At 39.6% G+C, this 16,380-nt stretch carries 18 protein-coding genes; 14 read left to right on the forward strand and 4 right to left on the reverse strand.

What is annotated here, in order from left to right; all coding sequences use genetic code 11:
* Positions 1-72: 72 nt before the first annotated feature.
* The 5 genes from racE to BN1875_RS12685 all read left to right on the forward strand — a co-directional run bounded on the left by racE (position 73) and on the right by BN1875_RS12685 (position 3,912).
* Entirely contained in the window at positions 73-879 is an 807-nt protein-coding gene (gene racE / locus BN1875_RS12665) for a glutamate racemase (protein WP_048605176.1), read from the forward strand.
* A complete protein-coding gene (gene rph, locus BN1875_RS12670; RefSeq protein ID WP_048605177.1) occupies positions 879-2,219 on the forward strand; it encodes a ribonuclease PH in 1,341 nt (446 codons plus the stop codon). The genes racE and rph overlap by 1 nt, the downstream gene beginning before the upstream one ends.
* Before the next feature lies 1 nt (position 2,220).
* A complete protein-coding gene (locus BN1875_RS12675; protein ID WP_048605178.1) occupies positions 2,221-2,733 on the forward strand; it encodes a metallophosphoesterase in 513 nt (170 codons plus the stop codon).
* 112 nt (positions 2,734-2,845) lie between these two features.
* Complete coding sequence (gene cbpB, locus BN1875_RS12680; RefSeq protein ID WP_048605179.1) at positions 2,846-3,343, forward strand: cyclic-di-AMP-binding protein CbpB; 498 nt, start codon at positions 2,846-2,848, stop codon at positions 3,341-3,343.
* 71 nt (positions 3,344-3,414) lie between these two features.
* On the forward strand, positions 3,415-3,912 hold the full coding sequence (locus BN1875_RS12685) for an NUDIX hydrolase (protein ID WP_048605180.1): 498 nt from the start codon (positions 3,415-3,417) through the stop codon (positions 3,910-3,912).
* A 76-nt stretch (positions 3,913-3,988) separates the two neighbouring features.
* Here the strand turns inward: BN1875_RS12685 and BN1875_RS12690 are convergent, their stop codons facing one another.
* Positions 3,989-4,903: a mechanosensitive ion channel family protein gene (locus BN1875_RS12690; protein ID WP_048605181.1), complete on the reverse strand. Its 915-nt coding sequence runs from the start codon at positions 4,901-4,903 to the stop codon at positions 3,989-3,991.
* A 105-nt stretch (positions 4,904-5,008) separates the two neighbouring features.
* Positions 5,009-5,764, reverse strand: a complete 756-nt coding sequence (gene fabI, locus BN1875_RS12695; RefSeq protein ID WP_048605182.1) for an enoyl-ACP reductase FabI — start codon at positions 5,762-5,764, stop codon at positions 5,009-5,011.
* Between the two features lie 520 nt (positions 5,765-6,284).
* On the opposite strand from fabI, the gene fabZ reads away from it, so the two are divergent.
* Positions 6,285-6,725, forward strand: coding sequence for a 3-hydroxyacyl-ACP dehydratase FabZ (fabZ, locus tag BN1875_RS12705; RefSeq protein ID WP_048605184.1), 441 nt, complete (start codon positions 6,285-6,287; stop codon positions 6,723-6,725).
* Between the two features lie 57 nt (positions 6,726-6,782).
* Here fabZ and BN1875_RS12710 read toward each other — a convergent pair whose 3' ends face one another.
* On the reverse strand, positions 6,783-7,523 hold the full coding sequence (locus tag BN1875_RS12710) for a peptidylprolyl isomerase (RefSeq protein WP_048605185.1): 741 nt from the start codon (positions 7,521-7,523) through the stop codon (positions 6,783-6,785).
* Positions 7,524-7,691: 168 nt separating this feature from the next.
* Here BN1875_RS12710 and BN1875_RS12715 point away from each other — a divergent pair, with 168 nt between their 5' ends.
* A complete protein-coding gene (locus BN1875_RS12715; RefSeq protein ID WP_048605186.1) occupies positions 7,692-8,783 on the forward strand; it encodes a DUF871 domain-containing protein in 1,092 nt (363 codons plus the stop codon).
* A 65-nt stretch (positions 8,784-8,848) separates the two neighbouring features.
* Here the strand turns inward: BN1875_RS12715 and gap are convergent, their stop codons facing one another.
* The gene (gene gap, locus BN1875_RS12720; RefSeq protein ID WP_048605187.1) at positions 8,849-9,859 is read right to left on the reverse strand and encodes a type I glyceraldehyde-3-phosphate dehydrogenase; all 1,011 of its coding nucleotides are present in this window, start codon (positions 9,857-9,859) and stop codon (positions 8,849-8,851) included.
* 207 nt (positions 9,860-10,066) lie between these two features.
* On the opposite strand from gap, the gene BN1875_RS12725 reads away from it, so the two are divergent.
* From BN1875_RS12725 to BN1875_RS12755, 7 genes are all read left to right on the forward strand, one after another.
* Positions 10,067-10,597 carry a sigma-70 family RNA polymerase sigma factor gene (locus tag BN1875_RS12725; RefSeq protein WP_048605352.1) on the forward strand — a complete coding sequence of 177 codons (531 nt, stop codon included), beginning with the start codon at positions 10,067-10,069 and terminating at the stop codon, positions 10,595-10,597.
* Positions 10,590-11,930, forward strand: coding sequence for a DUF4179 domain-containing protein (locus BN1875_RS12730; protein WP_048605188.1), 1,341 nt, complete (start codon positions 10,590-10,592; stop codon positions 11,928-11,930). The genes BN1875_RS12725 and BN1875_RS12730 overlap by 8 nt, the downstream gene beginning before the upstream one ends.
* Positions 11,931-12,095: 165 nt before the next feature.
* Positions 12,096-13,409, forward strand: a complete 1,314-nt coding sequence (gene obgE, locus BN1875_RS12735; RefSeq protein ID WP_048605189.1) for a GTPase ObgE — start codon at positions 12,096-12,098, stop codon at positions 13,407-13,409.
* A gap of 145 nt (positions 13,410-13,554) precedes the next feature.
* Entirely contained in the window at positions 13,555-14,154 is a 600-nt protein-coding gene (locus tag BN1875_RS12740) for a DUF1269 domain-containing protein (protein WP_048605190.1), read from the forward strand.
* Between the two features lie 74 nt (positions 14,155-14,228).
* Positions 14,229-15,161, forward strand: a complete 933-nt coding sequence (gene rnz, locus BN1875_RS12745) for a ribonuclease Z (RefSeq protein ID WP_048605191.1) — start codon at positions 14,229-14,231, stop codon at positions 15,159-15,161.
* 15 nt (positions 15,162-15,176) lie between these two features.
* Positions 15,177-15,962 carry an SDR family NAD(P)-dependent oxidoreductase gene (locus BN1875_RS12750; protein ID WP_048605192.1) on the forward strand — a complete coding sequence of 262 codons (786 nt, stop codon included), beginning with the start codon at positions 15,177-15,179 and terminating at the stop codon, positions 15,960-15,962.
* A gap of 9 nt (positions 15,963-15,971) precedes the next feature.
* The gene (locus tag BN1875_RS12755) at positions 15,972-16,337 is read left to right on the forward strand and encodes a LapA family protein (protein WP_048605193.1); all 366 of its coding nucleotides are present in this window, start codon (positions 15,972-15,974) and stop codon (positions 16,335-16,337) included.
* Positions 16,338-16,380 lie beyond the last annotated feature (43 nt).

Raw genomic sequence — 16,380 nt, forward strand, 5'->3', positions numbered from 1 at the left:
AAAACAAAAAAAAGGAGAAAATAGGGACATTGGACTGATAAAAAAGATCCCTGAGTAAAGGAAGAAAAATATATGTCAAATGAACAACCTATCGGCTTTATCGATTCCGGTGTTGGAGGTTTAACGGTTGTTAAAGAAGCACTGAAACAATTGCCGAATGAATCGATCGTTTATCTTGGCGATACGGCTCGTTGTCCATATGGGCCACGTCCTGCAGAGCAAGTTGTTGAATTTACATGGCAGATGACTAATTTTCTGCTGGAAAAGAAAATCAAATTGTTAGTGATTGCCTGCAATACAGCTACAGCAGTTGCTTTAGAAGAAATTAAAGATCTGTTGCCGATTCCAGTAGTCGGGGTTATCTTACCCGGTTCACGAGCGGCAGTTAAATTCACCAAAAATCAACGAATCGGAGTGATTGGTACCCAAGGAACAATCAGAAGCGGTTCCTATGAACGGGCGATCCGTGCTAAAACACCAAGCAGCAAAGTCTTTAGTCTGGCGTGTCCAAAATTTGTTCCTATCGTTGAAAGCAATGAGTATCAGTCTTCTGTTGCAAAAAAAATTGTCGCAGAAACCTTACTACCGCTAAAAAATAAAAAAATTGATACTTTGGTGCTGGGGTGTACCCATTATCCGTTGTTGCGTCCACTTATTCAAAATGTGGTGGGCAATGTGCATCTGATTGATTCGGGAGCAGAAACTGTTGGGGAAGTCAGCATGCTGTTGGATTATTTTGGCATTGCAGCAGCGTCTAATAAGCCGCCACAACGCACCTTTTACACCACAGGCTCGACAAAAATGTTTGATGAAATTGCCAATGATTGGCTAGAAATCAATGTCGAAGCACAACATATCGAATTAGGAGGAGCACATTAATGCGTCATGATGGTCGTAGCATTCAAGATATCCGTAAAATCACCATTGAAACAAATGTCTACAAATATCCAGAAGGGTCGGTTGTTATTTCTTTTGGTGATACAAAGGTGATTTGTTCCGCAACGGTTGAACAGTCTGTTCCGCCTTTTTTACGAGATAGCCACACCGGATGGGTTACAGCAGAATATAGCATGCTACCTCGTGCTACGGCTAGTCGAAATCGTCGAGAAAGCAGCAAGGGAAAAATTTCCGGTAGAACAATGGAAATTCAACGACTGATTGGTCGTTCCTTGCGGGCTGTTGTTGATTTGAAAAAATTAGGCGAGCGCAGTATCGTTGTTGATTGTGATGTCCTGCAGGCAGATGGCGGCACTCGAACTGCCAGTATCACTGGTGCGTTTGTTGCTTTGCGTTTGGCGGTCAACCAACTATTGCAAAAAAATATTTTGAAGGAAGATCCCATTAAGGAACATTTGGCAGCAATCAGCGTGGGGATTTTACCAGACGGGGAAATTGTAACGGATCTGGATTATGAAGAAGATTTTTCAGCACTCGTTGATATGAATCTGGTAATGACCGAGTCCGGACGTTTTGTTGAGATTCAGGGAACTGGAGAAGAAGCGACCTTCGACGGAGAACAATTAAATAGTATGCTCTTTTTTGGCAAAACAGCCATCGAGTCATTAATTGCTTTTCAAAAAGAAGCATTACTGGAAGAGGTAGCGTCAACAGATGATCAAACAATTGTTATTGCCACGAGAAATCCCGGAAAAGCCAAAGAATTTAATGCCCTTTTTGGCGCATCAGGGTATCAAGTGAAAACTTTGCTTGATTTTCCTGAATTACCTGATGTTGCTGAAACTGGAAAAACCTTTGAAGAAAATGCTCGTCTAAAGGCAGAAACGATTGCCCAGATTTTAAAACGGCCAGTTTTAGCTGATGATTCAGGTTTGAAGGTGGATGCGTTACATGGGATGCCGGGAATTTATTCTGCTCGGTTTGCCGGTGAACGAAAAAGCGATGCGGCAAACAACGCAAAATTATTACATGAATTAACCGGTGTGCCGGATGAGAAACGTACCGCACAATTTCACTGCACCTTGGTTTTTGCTGCGCCCAACAAAGAAAGCTTAGTGGTTGAAGCCGAATGGTCGGGACGAATTGCTCGAATCCCTCGAGGAGAAAATGGCTTTGGCTATGATCCGCTTTTTATCGTTGATGGACTGGAAAAGCATGCGGCAGAATTACCTGCGGCAGAAAAGAACAGGCTTAGTCACCGAGGACAGGCATTGCAAAAATTGCAAGCTGTCTGGCTGGATTGGTTGGAAGGAGACGAATAGTGTGAAGTATTTAGTCGTGAGTGATAGTCATAGTGATCGGGAGATTTTAGTTGATATTTTAGAAAAAAATCAAGGTTCTGTCGATTATTTTTTTCACTGCGGGGATTCTGAGCTGAGCAGTGCAGACCCTCTGTTTGAAACCTACACTGTAGTTGGGGGGAATTGCGATTTTGATGCTGGATTTTTGGATCGTCAATTGGTACAAACGCCATTGGATCGCATTTACATGACCCATGGACATTTATCTAATGTTCGTTTTGGTTTGACGCAGATTTCATTGGAAGCACAGCAAGCAGATGCGAACATTGTTTTGTTCGGGCACACACATCAAATCGGCTGCGAGTTGGTACAGCATCGCTTGTACCTTAATCCCGGCAGCATTTCTCAACCTCGAGGATCCATTCAGGTTCACAGCTATGCTATTATTACCAGTGAGGAAAAGGGGTATCAAATTCAATACTATGATCGAAGCCATCAACCAGTCAAGGAGCTGGCGTTTGAATTTGCTCGTTGAAAGTAAATAAAAATTGTCTAATTTTTTATAAAAAGAAAGCGATTCATCTGCTTTCTTTTGTTTTTTTAGGTACAATGAAGAGGTAGCTAGAAGCAGAAATGGAGGCAACTTGATGATAGGGCAAACGGTAAAAGAGTTGTTGCTGGAAAAACAAGATACGTTTGTAGTCCCTGCAGATAATGTCGCAAACTTAATGTATGCAAATCCTTTAGACCATGCGTTATTGGTTTTGTCAAAAGTCGGTTATTCAAAAATTCCCGTTTTGGATAAAGAAGATCACTTTGTTGGCTTGATTGGGTTGAATGATATCGTGGGTAAGATGATTGATTTGACCAAAATCGATACCGATAATCTCTCGGGTATGACAGTGGCAGATGTTATGGAAGTAAATGTGACTTGTGTAAGGGAAGATAGTCCGCTAGAAGACATTTTGCACTTGTTGGTAGATAATTCTTTTCTACCGATGGTGGATGATGAAAATCGTTTTGTGGGAATCATTACGCGAAAAGAAATTTTAAAATCGGTTAATCATTTGGCGCATGAAATCGAGCGCAGATATGAATTAGTACCGAAAGTAGCCAAAGAATCAGAAGGCTTAAAGGTTATTTGAGAGAAAAACGTTCAACTGTTTAAATAGTTGAGCGTTTTTATATGGAAAAAACTAGGTAAACGGGGGGGAATATGGAGAAGATTTTTCATGATGCATTCGGAGTATATGGCGTAATTTTTGAAAAAAACAGACTTCTTTTAATTAAGAAGAAAGGCGGACCCTATACGAATCGGTATGATTTACCGGGAGGAAGTTTAGAAACAGGGGAAAGTTTATCAGCAACGCTGCAACGAGAAATAAAAGAAGAAACTGGAATAATAGCGACGAAGTGGCAGCAATTAGCAACAAGCAGTATTATTTTGCCTTGGCACTATCAAAATGCAACCATGAACCGGCATATCTGTGTGTTTTATCAAGTTTCAGAATATATTGGTGATGTTCAACAGGAAGTTACTGATTTTATGGGACAGGATTCCTTGGGAGCTGCGTGGGTTCCTTTGTCCTTGATTACCAACGAAAATGCTTCACCAATTGTGTGGTTAGCAAAAGAGTATTGTTTAAAAAAGAAAAATCCTTTTTCAGAAATTTATCTAGATAAATGGCAAGTACAAGAAAAACCACAATTTTAAATTATAAATAAAAAATCTGAAGGATACCTATCAAAAAGGTTATTCTTCAGATTTTCCATTTTATACAGAAATTTTTTTACGCCAAACCAGCTATTGGATCATTGGGAATCGTAAAACCAGCCTCAGTCAAAGCGTCTACTGAAGCCGCTAAAAAGTCTTCCTTGATAGAAGCTTGCTTACCGTTTAATACGTACATCGTTGTACGTATCGCATAATTACTGTTACCCAAATCAACCAGTCCGAAAATTGTTGGTGGAGTTTGAATGTCACCTTCATGTGCTTCTCGTATTTTTTGGTTGGTTGCCTCAATAATACCACGAATCTGAGCAATGCCTTCACTAGGCAAAATACGGACATCAACAACTACCTGCATATTGGCGCGGGAAGTATTACTAATGGTGGTAATATTACGGTTGGGAACAAAGTGAACAGTTCCGTCTAACGATTTCATCTGTAATGTTCGAATTCCTACCGAAGTCACGGTTCCTTCAATGGAAAGATTTGCCAATCGAATGTAATCACCAACATCAATTTGTTGTTCCATGATAATGAAAAAACCGGTGATGATATCATTCATAAATCCCTGTGCACCAAGACCAATTGCCAAACCAGCAATCCCAGCACCGGCTAACAAGGAGCCGACTGGGATACCGATCGTCGATAACAAAGAGTAGATAAAAAAGAAGCCCAGTGTGTAGTGAACGACGTTTTGGATCAAAGTATGTAACGTGTGGACCCGACTTTCGTTCATATTGTTTCGTTTTTTATAGGAATGGTAACTGCGGTCGACTAAAAAATCACCTAGCCGAAATAGCAGCCCAAAAAGAATCAATAATAGAAGTAGTGTCAATCCTTTTTGGATCAAAATGCCAACGATTGCTTCCCAATCAATATTGTTCCACCAGCGTTGCAGTGCATTAAGTTGTTCTGCAGCAGGTTCGGTTAATTTTGAACCTGTTGAATCCGTTGTTTCAGCAACAGCTAAAAACATAAAAAAATCTCTCCCTAGCATACAAAGTTAGGTCTATTGTAACAATTTTCGCAAAAAAAGCCTACCTTGAAAAGGCAGACTTTAGGAATTTCTAGCAATTAAAAATTAAGAAAGGTGGACTCCTTTATCGACAAAAATCACTTCACCGATAATTCCACTGGACAATGGGCTGATTAAAAAGGCACAAGCATTGCCAACTTCTTCAATGGTAACACCCACATGATCTGGTGTACGGTCCTCTGATAATTGGATTAGTTTTTGATAATCTTTCACACCAGTCACGGCCAAAGTCTTGATAGCGCCGGCGGAAACTCCGTTGACGCGAATTCCTTTAGGAGATAATTCTGCGGCTAAATAGCGAACAGAGGCTTCTAACGCTGCTTTAGCAATTCCCATCATGTTGTAATTTGGCACAGCTCGCTGTGCACCAAGATAGGAAAGGGTGACAATACCGCTGTTTTCTGCCAAAATCGGTTGGGCATAGCGGGTGACCGCAATCAGAGAATAGGCACTGATATCTTGTGCCAACTGATAGCCATCGCGAGAAATTGCTGTCACTTCTCCAGACAAATCATCTTTGTTGGCATAAGCTACTGCATGGACCACACCATGAATTTCTCCCGCATACTCTTTGATTGTTTCAAATGCCTGTTGGATACTTTCATCACTGGCAACATCACATTCCACAACAAAATCGTTGGCATCAATCAGTTTTTGTAACGGTTTTTTCATCCGTTCATTTTGATACGTATAGATTACTTCAGCTCCTTGTTGGCGAAGTGCTTGGGCACAACCCCAGGCGATGCTGCGTTTATTTGCCACACCCATTACGACAATTTTTTTTCCACTTAAAAAACTCATGTTTCCACTCCTTATTCATGTTTGTATTAAATTTTCTGAATAGAAAATTTAGTCAGATTTTCATACCGCATACCATTCCACTAAACGTCTTGGAGAAAGTGGAACTGGCATCCTTATTCATGTTTGTATTAAATTTTCTGAATAGAAAATTTAGTCAGATATTCATGCCGCATACCATTCCACTAGACGTCTTGGAGAAAGTGGAACTGGCATCCTTATTCATGTTTGTATTAAATTTTCTGAATAGAAAATTTAGTCAGATATTCATGCCGCATACCATTCCACTAAACGTTTTGGAGAAAGTAGAACTGGCATCCTTATTCCTATCTGTAGTAAATTTTACGACGGATAGTATTGTTTAAAATGATTCTCTGGTTTTTAACCTTGCTTTATTATTAGCTAATATGGTTTGATTGTCAAACTAATTTTTTCTAATTAAATACTAATTTGCCATATTTATTTGAATATGTTACTTTGATTATCAAAGTAATTAACTTTTAAAATTGTAAGGAGACGACCAATGAAAAAAGCCTTAACAGAAGTTGAAGTAATGGAATTGATTCCGAATCGCTATCCGATTTTTTATATTGACTATGTGGACGAACTGGAGCCTGGAAAAAAAATCATTGCAACGAAAAATGTTACGATGAATGAAGATTTTTTCCAAGGTCATTTTCCTGGAAATCCTGTGATGCCAGGTGCCTTGATTTTAGAAACATTGGCGCAGGCAGGGTCCATTCTTATTTTAAAAACGGAAGAATTTCTAGGCAGAACGGCTTACATCGGTGGAATCAACAAAGCAAAATTCCGAAGAAAAGTGACGCCGGGGGATGTTCTGAAATTAATGTTTGAAATTACGAAAATCAAAGGAAGCGTTGGCACAGCACAGGCAATAGCAACAGTAGAAGGAGAAAAGGCTGCTGAATGTGAGTTTACATTTATTGTCGGTGATCAGAAATAAAAAAGAACTTTTCGCTTTTTTACTGGCGAAAAGTTCTTTTTTACATCTGTTGAAAATTTATTTTGCTTCTTGCAGAATTTTGATGGATTCGATTTTAACCGGGTTTTTTGGAGTGGAATCTTCTCCCTGACTATTTGCTTCGCCGGTAGTTTCAGCTTTGGCAATTTTATCAACGACGTCCATTCCTTCGATGACTTGACCAAACACGGTGTATTGACCGTCTAGACTTGGTGCACCGCCTTCTTTATATGTTTCGATAATTTTCTCCGGCGTAAATTGTTTTGCTAAATTACCGGACATATCGTCATGGTTTTGGACAATAAAAAATTGACTTCCGATGCTGTTAGGTTGGCTTGACTGTGCCATGGATAGAGCGCCACGAATATTGTATAACTGGTTGGAAATCTCAGGCCCGAATCCTTCGCCCCAAATACTTTCGCCACCAGAACCGTCGCCTTTTGGATCACCGCCTTGAATCATAAAATCTTCAACCACTCGGTGGAAAGTCAATCCATCATAGTAACCATCTTTGGCATGAGTTACAAAATTTTCAACGGCTTTTGGTGCTTGTTCTGGAAAAAGTTTGATTTTGATTGAACCGTCAGTCGTGACCATTTCAATCAAATCTTCATTTTCTGCCACTTCTGTACTTAGTTGTGGAAGTTCTACTTTACTTAAGTCAACGGAGGATTCCGTTGTTTGTTCTGAACTACTGCTTGTTGTTTGTTGATTGCCGCAGGCGCCTAAGAAAAAAGTTGCTGCGATCGAACCAAAAATAAGCCATTTTTTTGTTTTCATTTGTTTTTCCTTTCTCATTTGTATTCTAGATAAGGATAACAAATATCTAAAAGACTGACTAGTCTTTCTAAAAAAAATCAGTAAAAGGAAAGGTGTAGACCAAATTAAAGCAGAATGATATAATGAAAGTGCATTCAAAAAAAGCAGTAAATACTAGGAGGAAACACAATGGGAAAATTAGGTATTTCGATTTATCCAGAACGTTCAACGTTTGAAAAGGACAAAGCATATTTAGAGCTAGCGCATAAATATGGATTTAAACGGGTATTTACCAGTCTTTTGCAAATCAAAGACGACAAAGAAAAAGTATTAGCTGAATTTAAACGTGTTGTTGATTACGCAAACAGCTTGGATATGGAAGTCATGGTGGATATTAATCCAGCTTTGTTTGAACAATTAGATATTTCCTATGACGATTTATCCTTCTTTAAAGATCTCGGTGCTGACGGGGTACGATTGGACGTTGGGTTTACTGGAGCAGAAGAAGCTCGGATGACTCGAAATCCTTATGGCATCAAAATCGAGATCAATATGAGCAGTGGAACAAATTATGTAGATAATATCATGAGCTATTCACCAAATACGGATCATTTACTGGGTTCACATAATTTTTATCCTCATCGTTATTCTGGCTTGAGCTATGATCATTTTGTTTATTGCTCAGAAAAATTCCGTAAATATAATTTGAATACCATGGCGTTTGTCAACTCTCATGACGCAACCTTTGGACCATGGCCAACACAAGACGGCCTTTGTTCCTTGGAAGACCATCGAGAACTAGAAATCGCAACTCAAGTAAAACATTTAATGCTGACCGGCTTGATCGATGATATCACGATTGGAAATGCCTACGCGTCAGAACGAGAATTACAAGCGATGGCAGAAGCCTTCACTTCACCATACCCAACATTGAAAGTCGATGTGGCAGAGGATATTTCAGAAAATGAACGGATTTGTTTGTTCGACAACCTACACAGCTACCGTGGGGATCGTTCCGAATATATCCTACGTTCAACAATGACTCGGGTATATTACAAAGACAAAGAATTTCCGCCTCATAACACAAAAGATATGACTCGTGGCGATGTGTTGATTGATAATGTAGAATTTGGTCAATACAAAGGGGAAACACAAATTGCGTTGAAGGACATGAAAAATGACGGTCGCGTAAACGTTGTTGGACGAATTGCTGATGACGAATTATTCTTGCTGAATTTCATTAAACCTTGGTCTAACTTTAAACTGATTGAAAACAAATAAAAAAACTCGCTTGCAAGTCAGATCCGACTGCAAGCGAGTTTTTTTGTCGATATTTGGATTAAAAATTAAAGATTAGCGAATTTTTCCAACAAACGAATCATTTGGCAAGTGAAGCCATATTCATTGTCGTACCAAGCAACCGTTTTGACCAATTGGAAATCTCCGGCTGAAGTTACTTCTGTTTGAGTTGGATCAAAGATTGAACCTTCTGTCGTTCCAATAACATCAGTAGAAACGATTTGACGATCATCGTAACCAAAGGAAGGATTGTCCACCGTATGTTTCTTGATTGCTTCGTTTACTTCCTCTGCAGTCACCTTAGTTTTCAAAATTGAAACGAGCTCCGTCAAGGAACCATCAACAACAGGAACCCGTTGTGCATGTCCTTGCAGTTTTCCGTTCAACTCTGGAATAACTAAACCAATTGCTTTAGCTGCACCAGTAGAATGAGGAATGGTATTATCCGCAGCTGAACGAGCCGCCCGTAAATTTCCTCCACGAACAGGACCATCCAACAACATTTGGGTTGATGTATAAGCATGAACCGTTGTCATTGTTCCAACTTCAATACCAAATTCATTATTTAAGAAATAAGCCATCGGTGCCAGACAGTTTGTGGTACAAGAACCTGCTGAGATAATGGTATCATCTGAGGTCAAGGTATCATCGTTGACATTGTAAACAATCGTCTTCATTTGTCCGGCAGGAGCTGAAATAACCACGCGTTTTACGCCGGCATCTAAATGGGCCTGTGCTTTTTCTTTCGATGTATAGAAACCAGTACATTCCAATACGATATCGACGCCATTATCTTTTGCCCAAGGGATCTTACTTGCATCAGGTTCGGCATAGACACGGGTTTCTTCACCATCGACCACAATCGAATTATCTGTTGCCGTAACAGTTCCTGGATAGGTTCCGTGAGTTGAATCAAACTGTAGGAGCTGAGCTAACATCACTGGACTTGTTAAATCATTGATTGCAACAACTTCAATATCATCTGAAACTTCTTTGATTCGACGAAAGGCAAGACGTCCAATTCGTCCGAAACCGTTAATACCAACTTTTACTGTCATAAAATTTCCTCCCTGGTGCATGATTTATTTTTTATAAAACCTTCCATTTTGAAAAGGCTTTATTCTATTAATATCATGACTGCAACCAGCTTTTTTGTCAAAGAATTCGTCTTTTGTGAGAAAAAAAGAAATCAAAAAATAATTGAAACTTTTCAACGGCTATTGGACACTAATGGGGTGTAAAGGAGGGATAATGCAGTGCCGAAAATGACAGAAAAACAATTAGAATTAGCAAAGTTAGCGGTTAAAGGAAACAAAACTGCTTACGAGGAATTGTTGATTCAAGAATATGACTATATTTATCGAACAGCATTTCTTTATCTACACTCACAAGAAGATGCTCTGGATGCCGTTCAGGAAGCGACTTTCCAGGGGATGCGAACTATACGCAAGTTGGTACAACCCGAATATTTTTATACATGGTTTACCAGAATTCTGATTCGCACTTCCGGGAAAATTTTGACCAAACGTGGAAATACTCAGCAAATACCGCTTGAAGAGGTTGCGGTACCCATTGAAGATTTCAGTGGTTCGTCCGAAACAAGCATGGATCTTACGGAAGCAATGAAAAAAATCAATCAAAATTATCGAGAAGTGTTGCAATTATTTTATTATCAGGATTTTTCTATTAAAGAGATCAGCCGCTTATTAAAAATACCAGAAGGAACCGTGAAAACCTATCTGGCTCGTGGTCGTCAACAACTTCAACAGTTTTTAGGAGGAAATTATTATGAATGAAAAAAAGATAATAAAAGAAATGATCGAACAAATTCCAGTACCACGTCAAAAAGTAATCGATGCGATTCATAGTGGAACAAAACGAAGTCCATTTTATAGCAAGAGGAAACGCGGTCAAATCCGCTTATCAATTGGCTTAGTTGCAGCACTCACACTCTTTTTTGCCAGTGGTTTCATCAACCCCACTATTGGACGCGCGTTCGCTCAACTTCCGTGGATTGGTCATCTTTATGCGCGAAATGGAGACTCTCTTGGTGAGATGATGCTAGAGGAGGGGAAAACACAGGCCTTAAATCTGACTGAAACAAAAAATGGCATAAACGTCACAGTTAATGATGCGTATTATGAGGGGGATATTCTCTCATTTACTGGAACCGTTACGGGAGATATTCCCAATTTAAATAAGGAAAATGAACTTTCTTTGGAAATCGCTGAACAAAAAATAGCGGTAAGTGAAGGAACAGCGTTTGAAGAAATAAAGAATGGGTATAAGTTTCAAATCCATCAAAGATTATCCTCAGAGCAAATTCCCGATGCTTCCACATTTTTATTAGAAATTACAACCATTAATGGTGTTAAAGGGCCGTGGACTTTCTCTATTCCTCTGAAACAATCAAAAGGGGAAAAAATTGACGTAGATAAAACGCTCGATTTTGGGGTTGATGGACTCAAGTATCAACTTGTTTCACTTAACCCGTCTGAAAAAATCAGCACATTGGATGTTCAAATCAATCAGTCAAAAACTGATGCGACGATTGAAGGAATGAAAATCCTCGATGAGGAGGGAAATGATCTTTTATTTTCTAAAAACAGCCAACTCCTTGATAATGGAAATCAACGTTTACAGTTAAAGGAACTTCCGAAAAAGAATACCAAGTATACATTTGAAGCTGTATATGAACAAAATGAGTACTCAAAATTAATCTCCCTGGAAGATAAACAAACACTCTTAACGTCTTCCTTTGATCCTTTGAGCTTCCAGTTGCTCAACAGCAAAGTAGAAAATGGCAAGGCGGTCATTACCTATCAAGTAAAACATGCACCAAAAAAATCAGTGTTTGTCCATAACCTTGGGTATTGTCTACGTATCTCAACGAAAGACTATCATGCTATTTCGGATAATAATACGGATGCATCTGATAATGCTAGTCAAACAAGTAGTCAGGTGAAAGTGATTGATGGGGAAAAAGGAATCTATCAAAATACGTTTGATTTAACTGAGAAAGAGCAACTAACCAATGCCACCCTGGATGAATTATATTTTAGTGTGAAGTTTGATGAAGGAATCACAGAAACTCAGACAGTAAAAGCATCTGTCATTTTTTATCAATAAAAAGAGAAAAACTTCCTAAAGTTCTTCCAACTTTCCTAGTCAATTCGTTGATTCTATGGTACATTGAATCGGCGCATGCGAAATTGTTTCTGAAAAACAATAAGTAGACGATAGCGGTTGTTTTCCGCTATAATAAATAGGAATTGAAGTGAGGAGGACAAGAAAATGTCCATGTTTTTAGATCAAGTGACCATTGACGTAAAAGCCGGAAAAGGCGGTGACGGCATGGTGGCATTTAGAAGAGAGAAATATGTTCCGGACGGCGGACCGGCCGGTGGGGATGGCGGGCACGGCGGCGATATTATTTTAGTCGTTGACGAAGGCTTACGGACGTTGATGGATTTTCGTTACAATCGTCATTTTAAAGCATTATCTGGCGAAAACGGTATGAGTAAAGGAATGCATGGTAGAGGAGCAGAAGATACCTTTGTTAAGGTGCCACCTGGTACAACGGTTCGTGATGCTGAAACTGGTGCATTACTGGGTGATTTGGTTGATGAGGGTCAGACATTAGTCATCGCAAAAGGTGGTCGAGGCGGCCGGGGAAATACCCGGTTTGCTTCACCCAAAAATCCTGCACCTGAATTAGCAGAAAATGGTGAACCCGGACAAGAACGAAAACTTGAATTAGAGTTAAAAGTTTTGGCGGATGTTGGTTTGGTTGGATTCCCTTCTGTTGGAAAATCTACCTTATTATCAGTTATTTCATCTGCCCGTCCTAAAATCGGTGCCTATCATTTTACTACCTTGGTGCCAAACCTTGGTATGGTAACTTCTTCTGATGGACGGAGTTATGCCGTAGCTGATTTACCAGGATTGATTGAAGGAGCATCTCAAGGTGTAGGATTAGGGACTCAATTTTTGCGGCACATCGAACGGACACGTGTTATTTTGCATGTAATCGATATGAGTGGCATGGAAGGTCGAGATCCCTACGAAGACTATCTGGCAATCAACAAAGAATTAGCTTCACATAATTTGCGTTTGATGGAACGTCCGCAAATTATCGTAGCAAATAAAATGGATATGCCGGAATCTGAAGAAAACCTGAAGAAGTTTAAGGAACAGATTGCAAAAGAAAAAACCGATGAATATGCAGACGATCTGCCAATTTTTCCAATCTCCAGTGTGACCCGCAAAGGAATCGATGCTTTACTAAATGCTACGGCTGATTTATTAGAAGTAACGCCAGAGTTTCCTCTTTATGAAGAAGAACTGGAAGAAGATGCAGTACATTACGGTTTTACTGCAGATGGTCCTGAATTTGAAATCGATCGTGAACCTGATGCTTCATGGACGCTTTCTGGCGAGAAAATCGAAAAACTATTCCAGATGACGAATTTCGACCATGATGAGACGGTGATGCGCTTTGCCCGTCAATTGCGAGGATTAGGTGTGGACGAAGCCTTACGTGCCCGTGGAGCAAAAGATGGCGATATCGTTCGGATTGGTAATTTTGAATTTGAATTTGTTGAATAAGCAATTTTCAAAAAGAGTGGATGAGTTAAAATAGCGAAAACCAGTTTATGAGCAATCATGAACTGGTTTTTTAAGTGCTTTCTTTTCCCATTCTTGCAAATTACTGGTAAAATTTAAGTGAATAAAATAACGGAGGACTGAGAATATGACAAAAAGAGTAATTGTTATGAACTTTGAAGTAACATCCCAAGCTTATCAAGCATTTTCTGAAATTAAGAAATTGGCGGCTCAAGGAGCTGTCAAAGGGGAACAAATGGCTGTTGTCACTCATTCGGTAGGGGATCATAAATTTTCTATCGATGATTTTCTAGATTTTACCGGTAGCAATAAAACTTCCAAAGGCGGCCTGATCGGCATGCTGGTGGGAATTCTTGGCGGACCGTTGGGCGTTCTTCTTGGCTGGTTTGGGGGGAGTATGATTGGGGCCACTCAAGATGCTAAAGAAATCAAAGATGCCCAAAATGTTTTTGAATTTGTTATCAATCAAATCAGCGAAGGACAAACAGGGCTGATTTTGATTGCAGACGAAGAAGACAATCGTCCCATCAATCAGGTGATCATTAACGAATTAGGCGGCGGCATCACACGCTTGGAATTAGAAGATGTGGAAGAAGAGGTCAGAAAAGCCCGGGAAGTTGAAAAAAATACGCAGGAAAATGCCAAAAAAGATTGGCAGTCAAAGCATGAAGAAAATTCAGCTACAGCCGAAATCAACTCAAATAAAAAGCAAGAAAAAGAGAACTGAAAATGATATACTAGTCCCTAGTGGTGAGAATATTCACCTAAACATCAAGTGAATTAGTAGAAAGATGGAAAAAAATGGAACTAGAATTTTTAGGAACTGGCGCCGGTGTTCCGGCAAAGCATCGAAATGTCAGCAGTATTGCTTTTAAACTTTTAGACGAACGGAATGCCGTTTGGCTTTTTGACTGTGGTGAAGGAACGCAAATGCAAATTTTGCGGACGAATATTCGCCCAAGAAAAATCGAAAAAATTTTTATCACCCATCTTCATGGGGATCATATCTTTGGATTGCCAGGACTGATCAGTAGCCGTTCATTTCAAGGGGGCAATGAAGCCCTTGAAATTTATGGACCCAAAGGCATTAAAAATTTTATCCAAACTGCGTTGAAAACTTCCCAAACTCGTTTGAGCTACCCAATAAAATATATTGAGATTGAAATTGAAGGTCTACTTTTCAAAGACCAGCAATTTCAGGTCTATTGCCACAAATTAGAGCATGGAATTACCAGCTATGGTTTTCGAATCGTTGAAGCTGACCATGATGGTGAATTGCAGGTTGCTGCGTTGCAAGAGCTAGGAATTGCACCAGGACCAATTTATGGACAATTAAAAAAAGGCATGACAGTGACTTTACCTGATGGACGAAAAATCAGTGGCAAGGATTTCGTTGGAACTGTGAAAAAAGGGCGAGTCGTAACGATTTTAGGAGATACCCGAAAAACGCAAAATGCAGTGGCACTTGCACAAAATGCAGATGTGCTGGTTCACGAAAGCACCTTTAATAAAAATGAAGCACAGATGGCAAAGGCCTATTTTCATTCTACAACGCATCAAGCAGCGGAAGTAGCAAAGAATGCACAAGTCAAGCAGTTGTTGTTGACCCATATCAGTGCGCGTTATTTAGGCAAAGATGTGTTGGGCTTAGAAGCTGAAGCACAGGAAATTTTTCCGAATACAAAAATTGTGAAGGATTTTGATGTGATTGAAATTCCTTTTTGTGAGAAATAAGGAAGGAGCGATACAATGGATTTAGAAGATAAAATCGTTTTAGTTACCGGCAGCTCTGCCGGACTAGGAGAACAAATTTGTTATGAAGCAGCAAAAAAAGGCGCTATTGTAATCACCTGCGCCCGTCGAATCAATTTGATTGGTAAAGTCAAAGACAACTGTAGCGAATTAAGCGGGAAACCCGCCTATGCTTTTCAGCTTGATGTCAGCAATCCTGAAAGTATCGAGAGCTTTTTAGAAAAAGTTGCTGAAATCGGAACAGTAGATGTCTTGGTTAATAACGCTGGCTTTGGTTTTTTTGATAACTTTGCCGATTTTGATCTAGAACAGGCAAGAAATATGTTCGAAGTCAATGTGTTAGGTATGATGTTTTTGACACAAAAGATCCTTTTAGAAATGTTGGAAGAAAAGAAGGGGCATATTATCAATATCGCCTCGATGGCTGGAAAAATGGCAACGCCCAAATCCGCGGTTTATTCAGCAACGAAATATGCAGTGTTGGGATTCTCTAACGCTTTGCGTCTGGAGTTGAAACCTTCTAATATTCATGTAACAACTGTTAATCCTGGACCAATTCGAACTGAATTTTTTGACAAAGCAGATCCTTCAGGGGATTATCTTGCGACGGTCGATGCCTTTGTTTTAGATCCTCAAAAATTAGCGGCAACAATTGTCCGTAGCATGGAAAGACCAGTACGAGAAATCAATCGGCCTCGCATCATGGAAGTGGCAGCTCGATTTTATACGTTGTTCCCGACCATTGGTGATTATTTAGCAGGCGGGATTTTTAACCAAAAGTGAGGGAAATAGATGAAAAATCAATGGCGGGCAATTTTAGGCTTTATTTTGGTTTTGATCGTTGTTTTGTTTGCCGTATTTAATACAATGCCGGTGGCAATTAATTTTGGCTTTGGAAAAATCGAGGCACCGTTAATTTTGGTGATTCTTGGTTCGACGATTTTAGGTGCGATAATTCTTTTTCTTACTTCCACCAGTACGCTATGGCAACAACGAAAAACCATCAAAGAATTAAGCAAACAATTAACGGATTACCAAGAAAATTTTCAAGAAAAAGTACAGGCAGAAGTAGCAAAAGAAAAGCGAATCTGGCAAAATCAGCAAATGGATGCTACAGAAGCAGTTCCTGAAAAAGCGATTGATGAGCCTGAGGAATAAACAAATAGATTATAAGAAAATAATTCGAACAATAGATAGAAGA

The sequence above is a fragment of the Enterococcus massiliensis genome (genome assembly GCF_001050095.1).
Taxonomy (GTDB): domain Bacteria; phylum Bacillota; class Bacilli; order Lactobacillales; family Enterococcaceae; genus Enterococcus_C; species Enterococcus_C songbeiensis.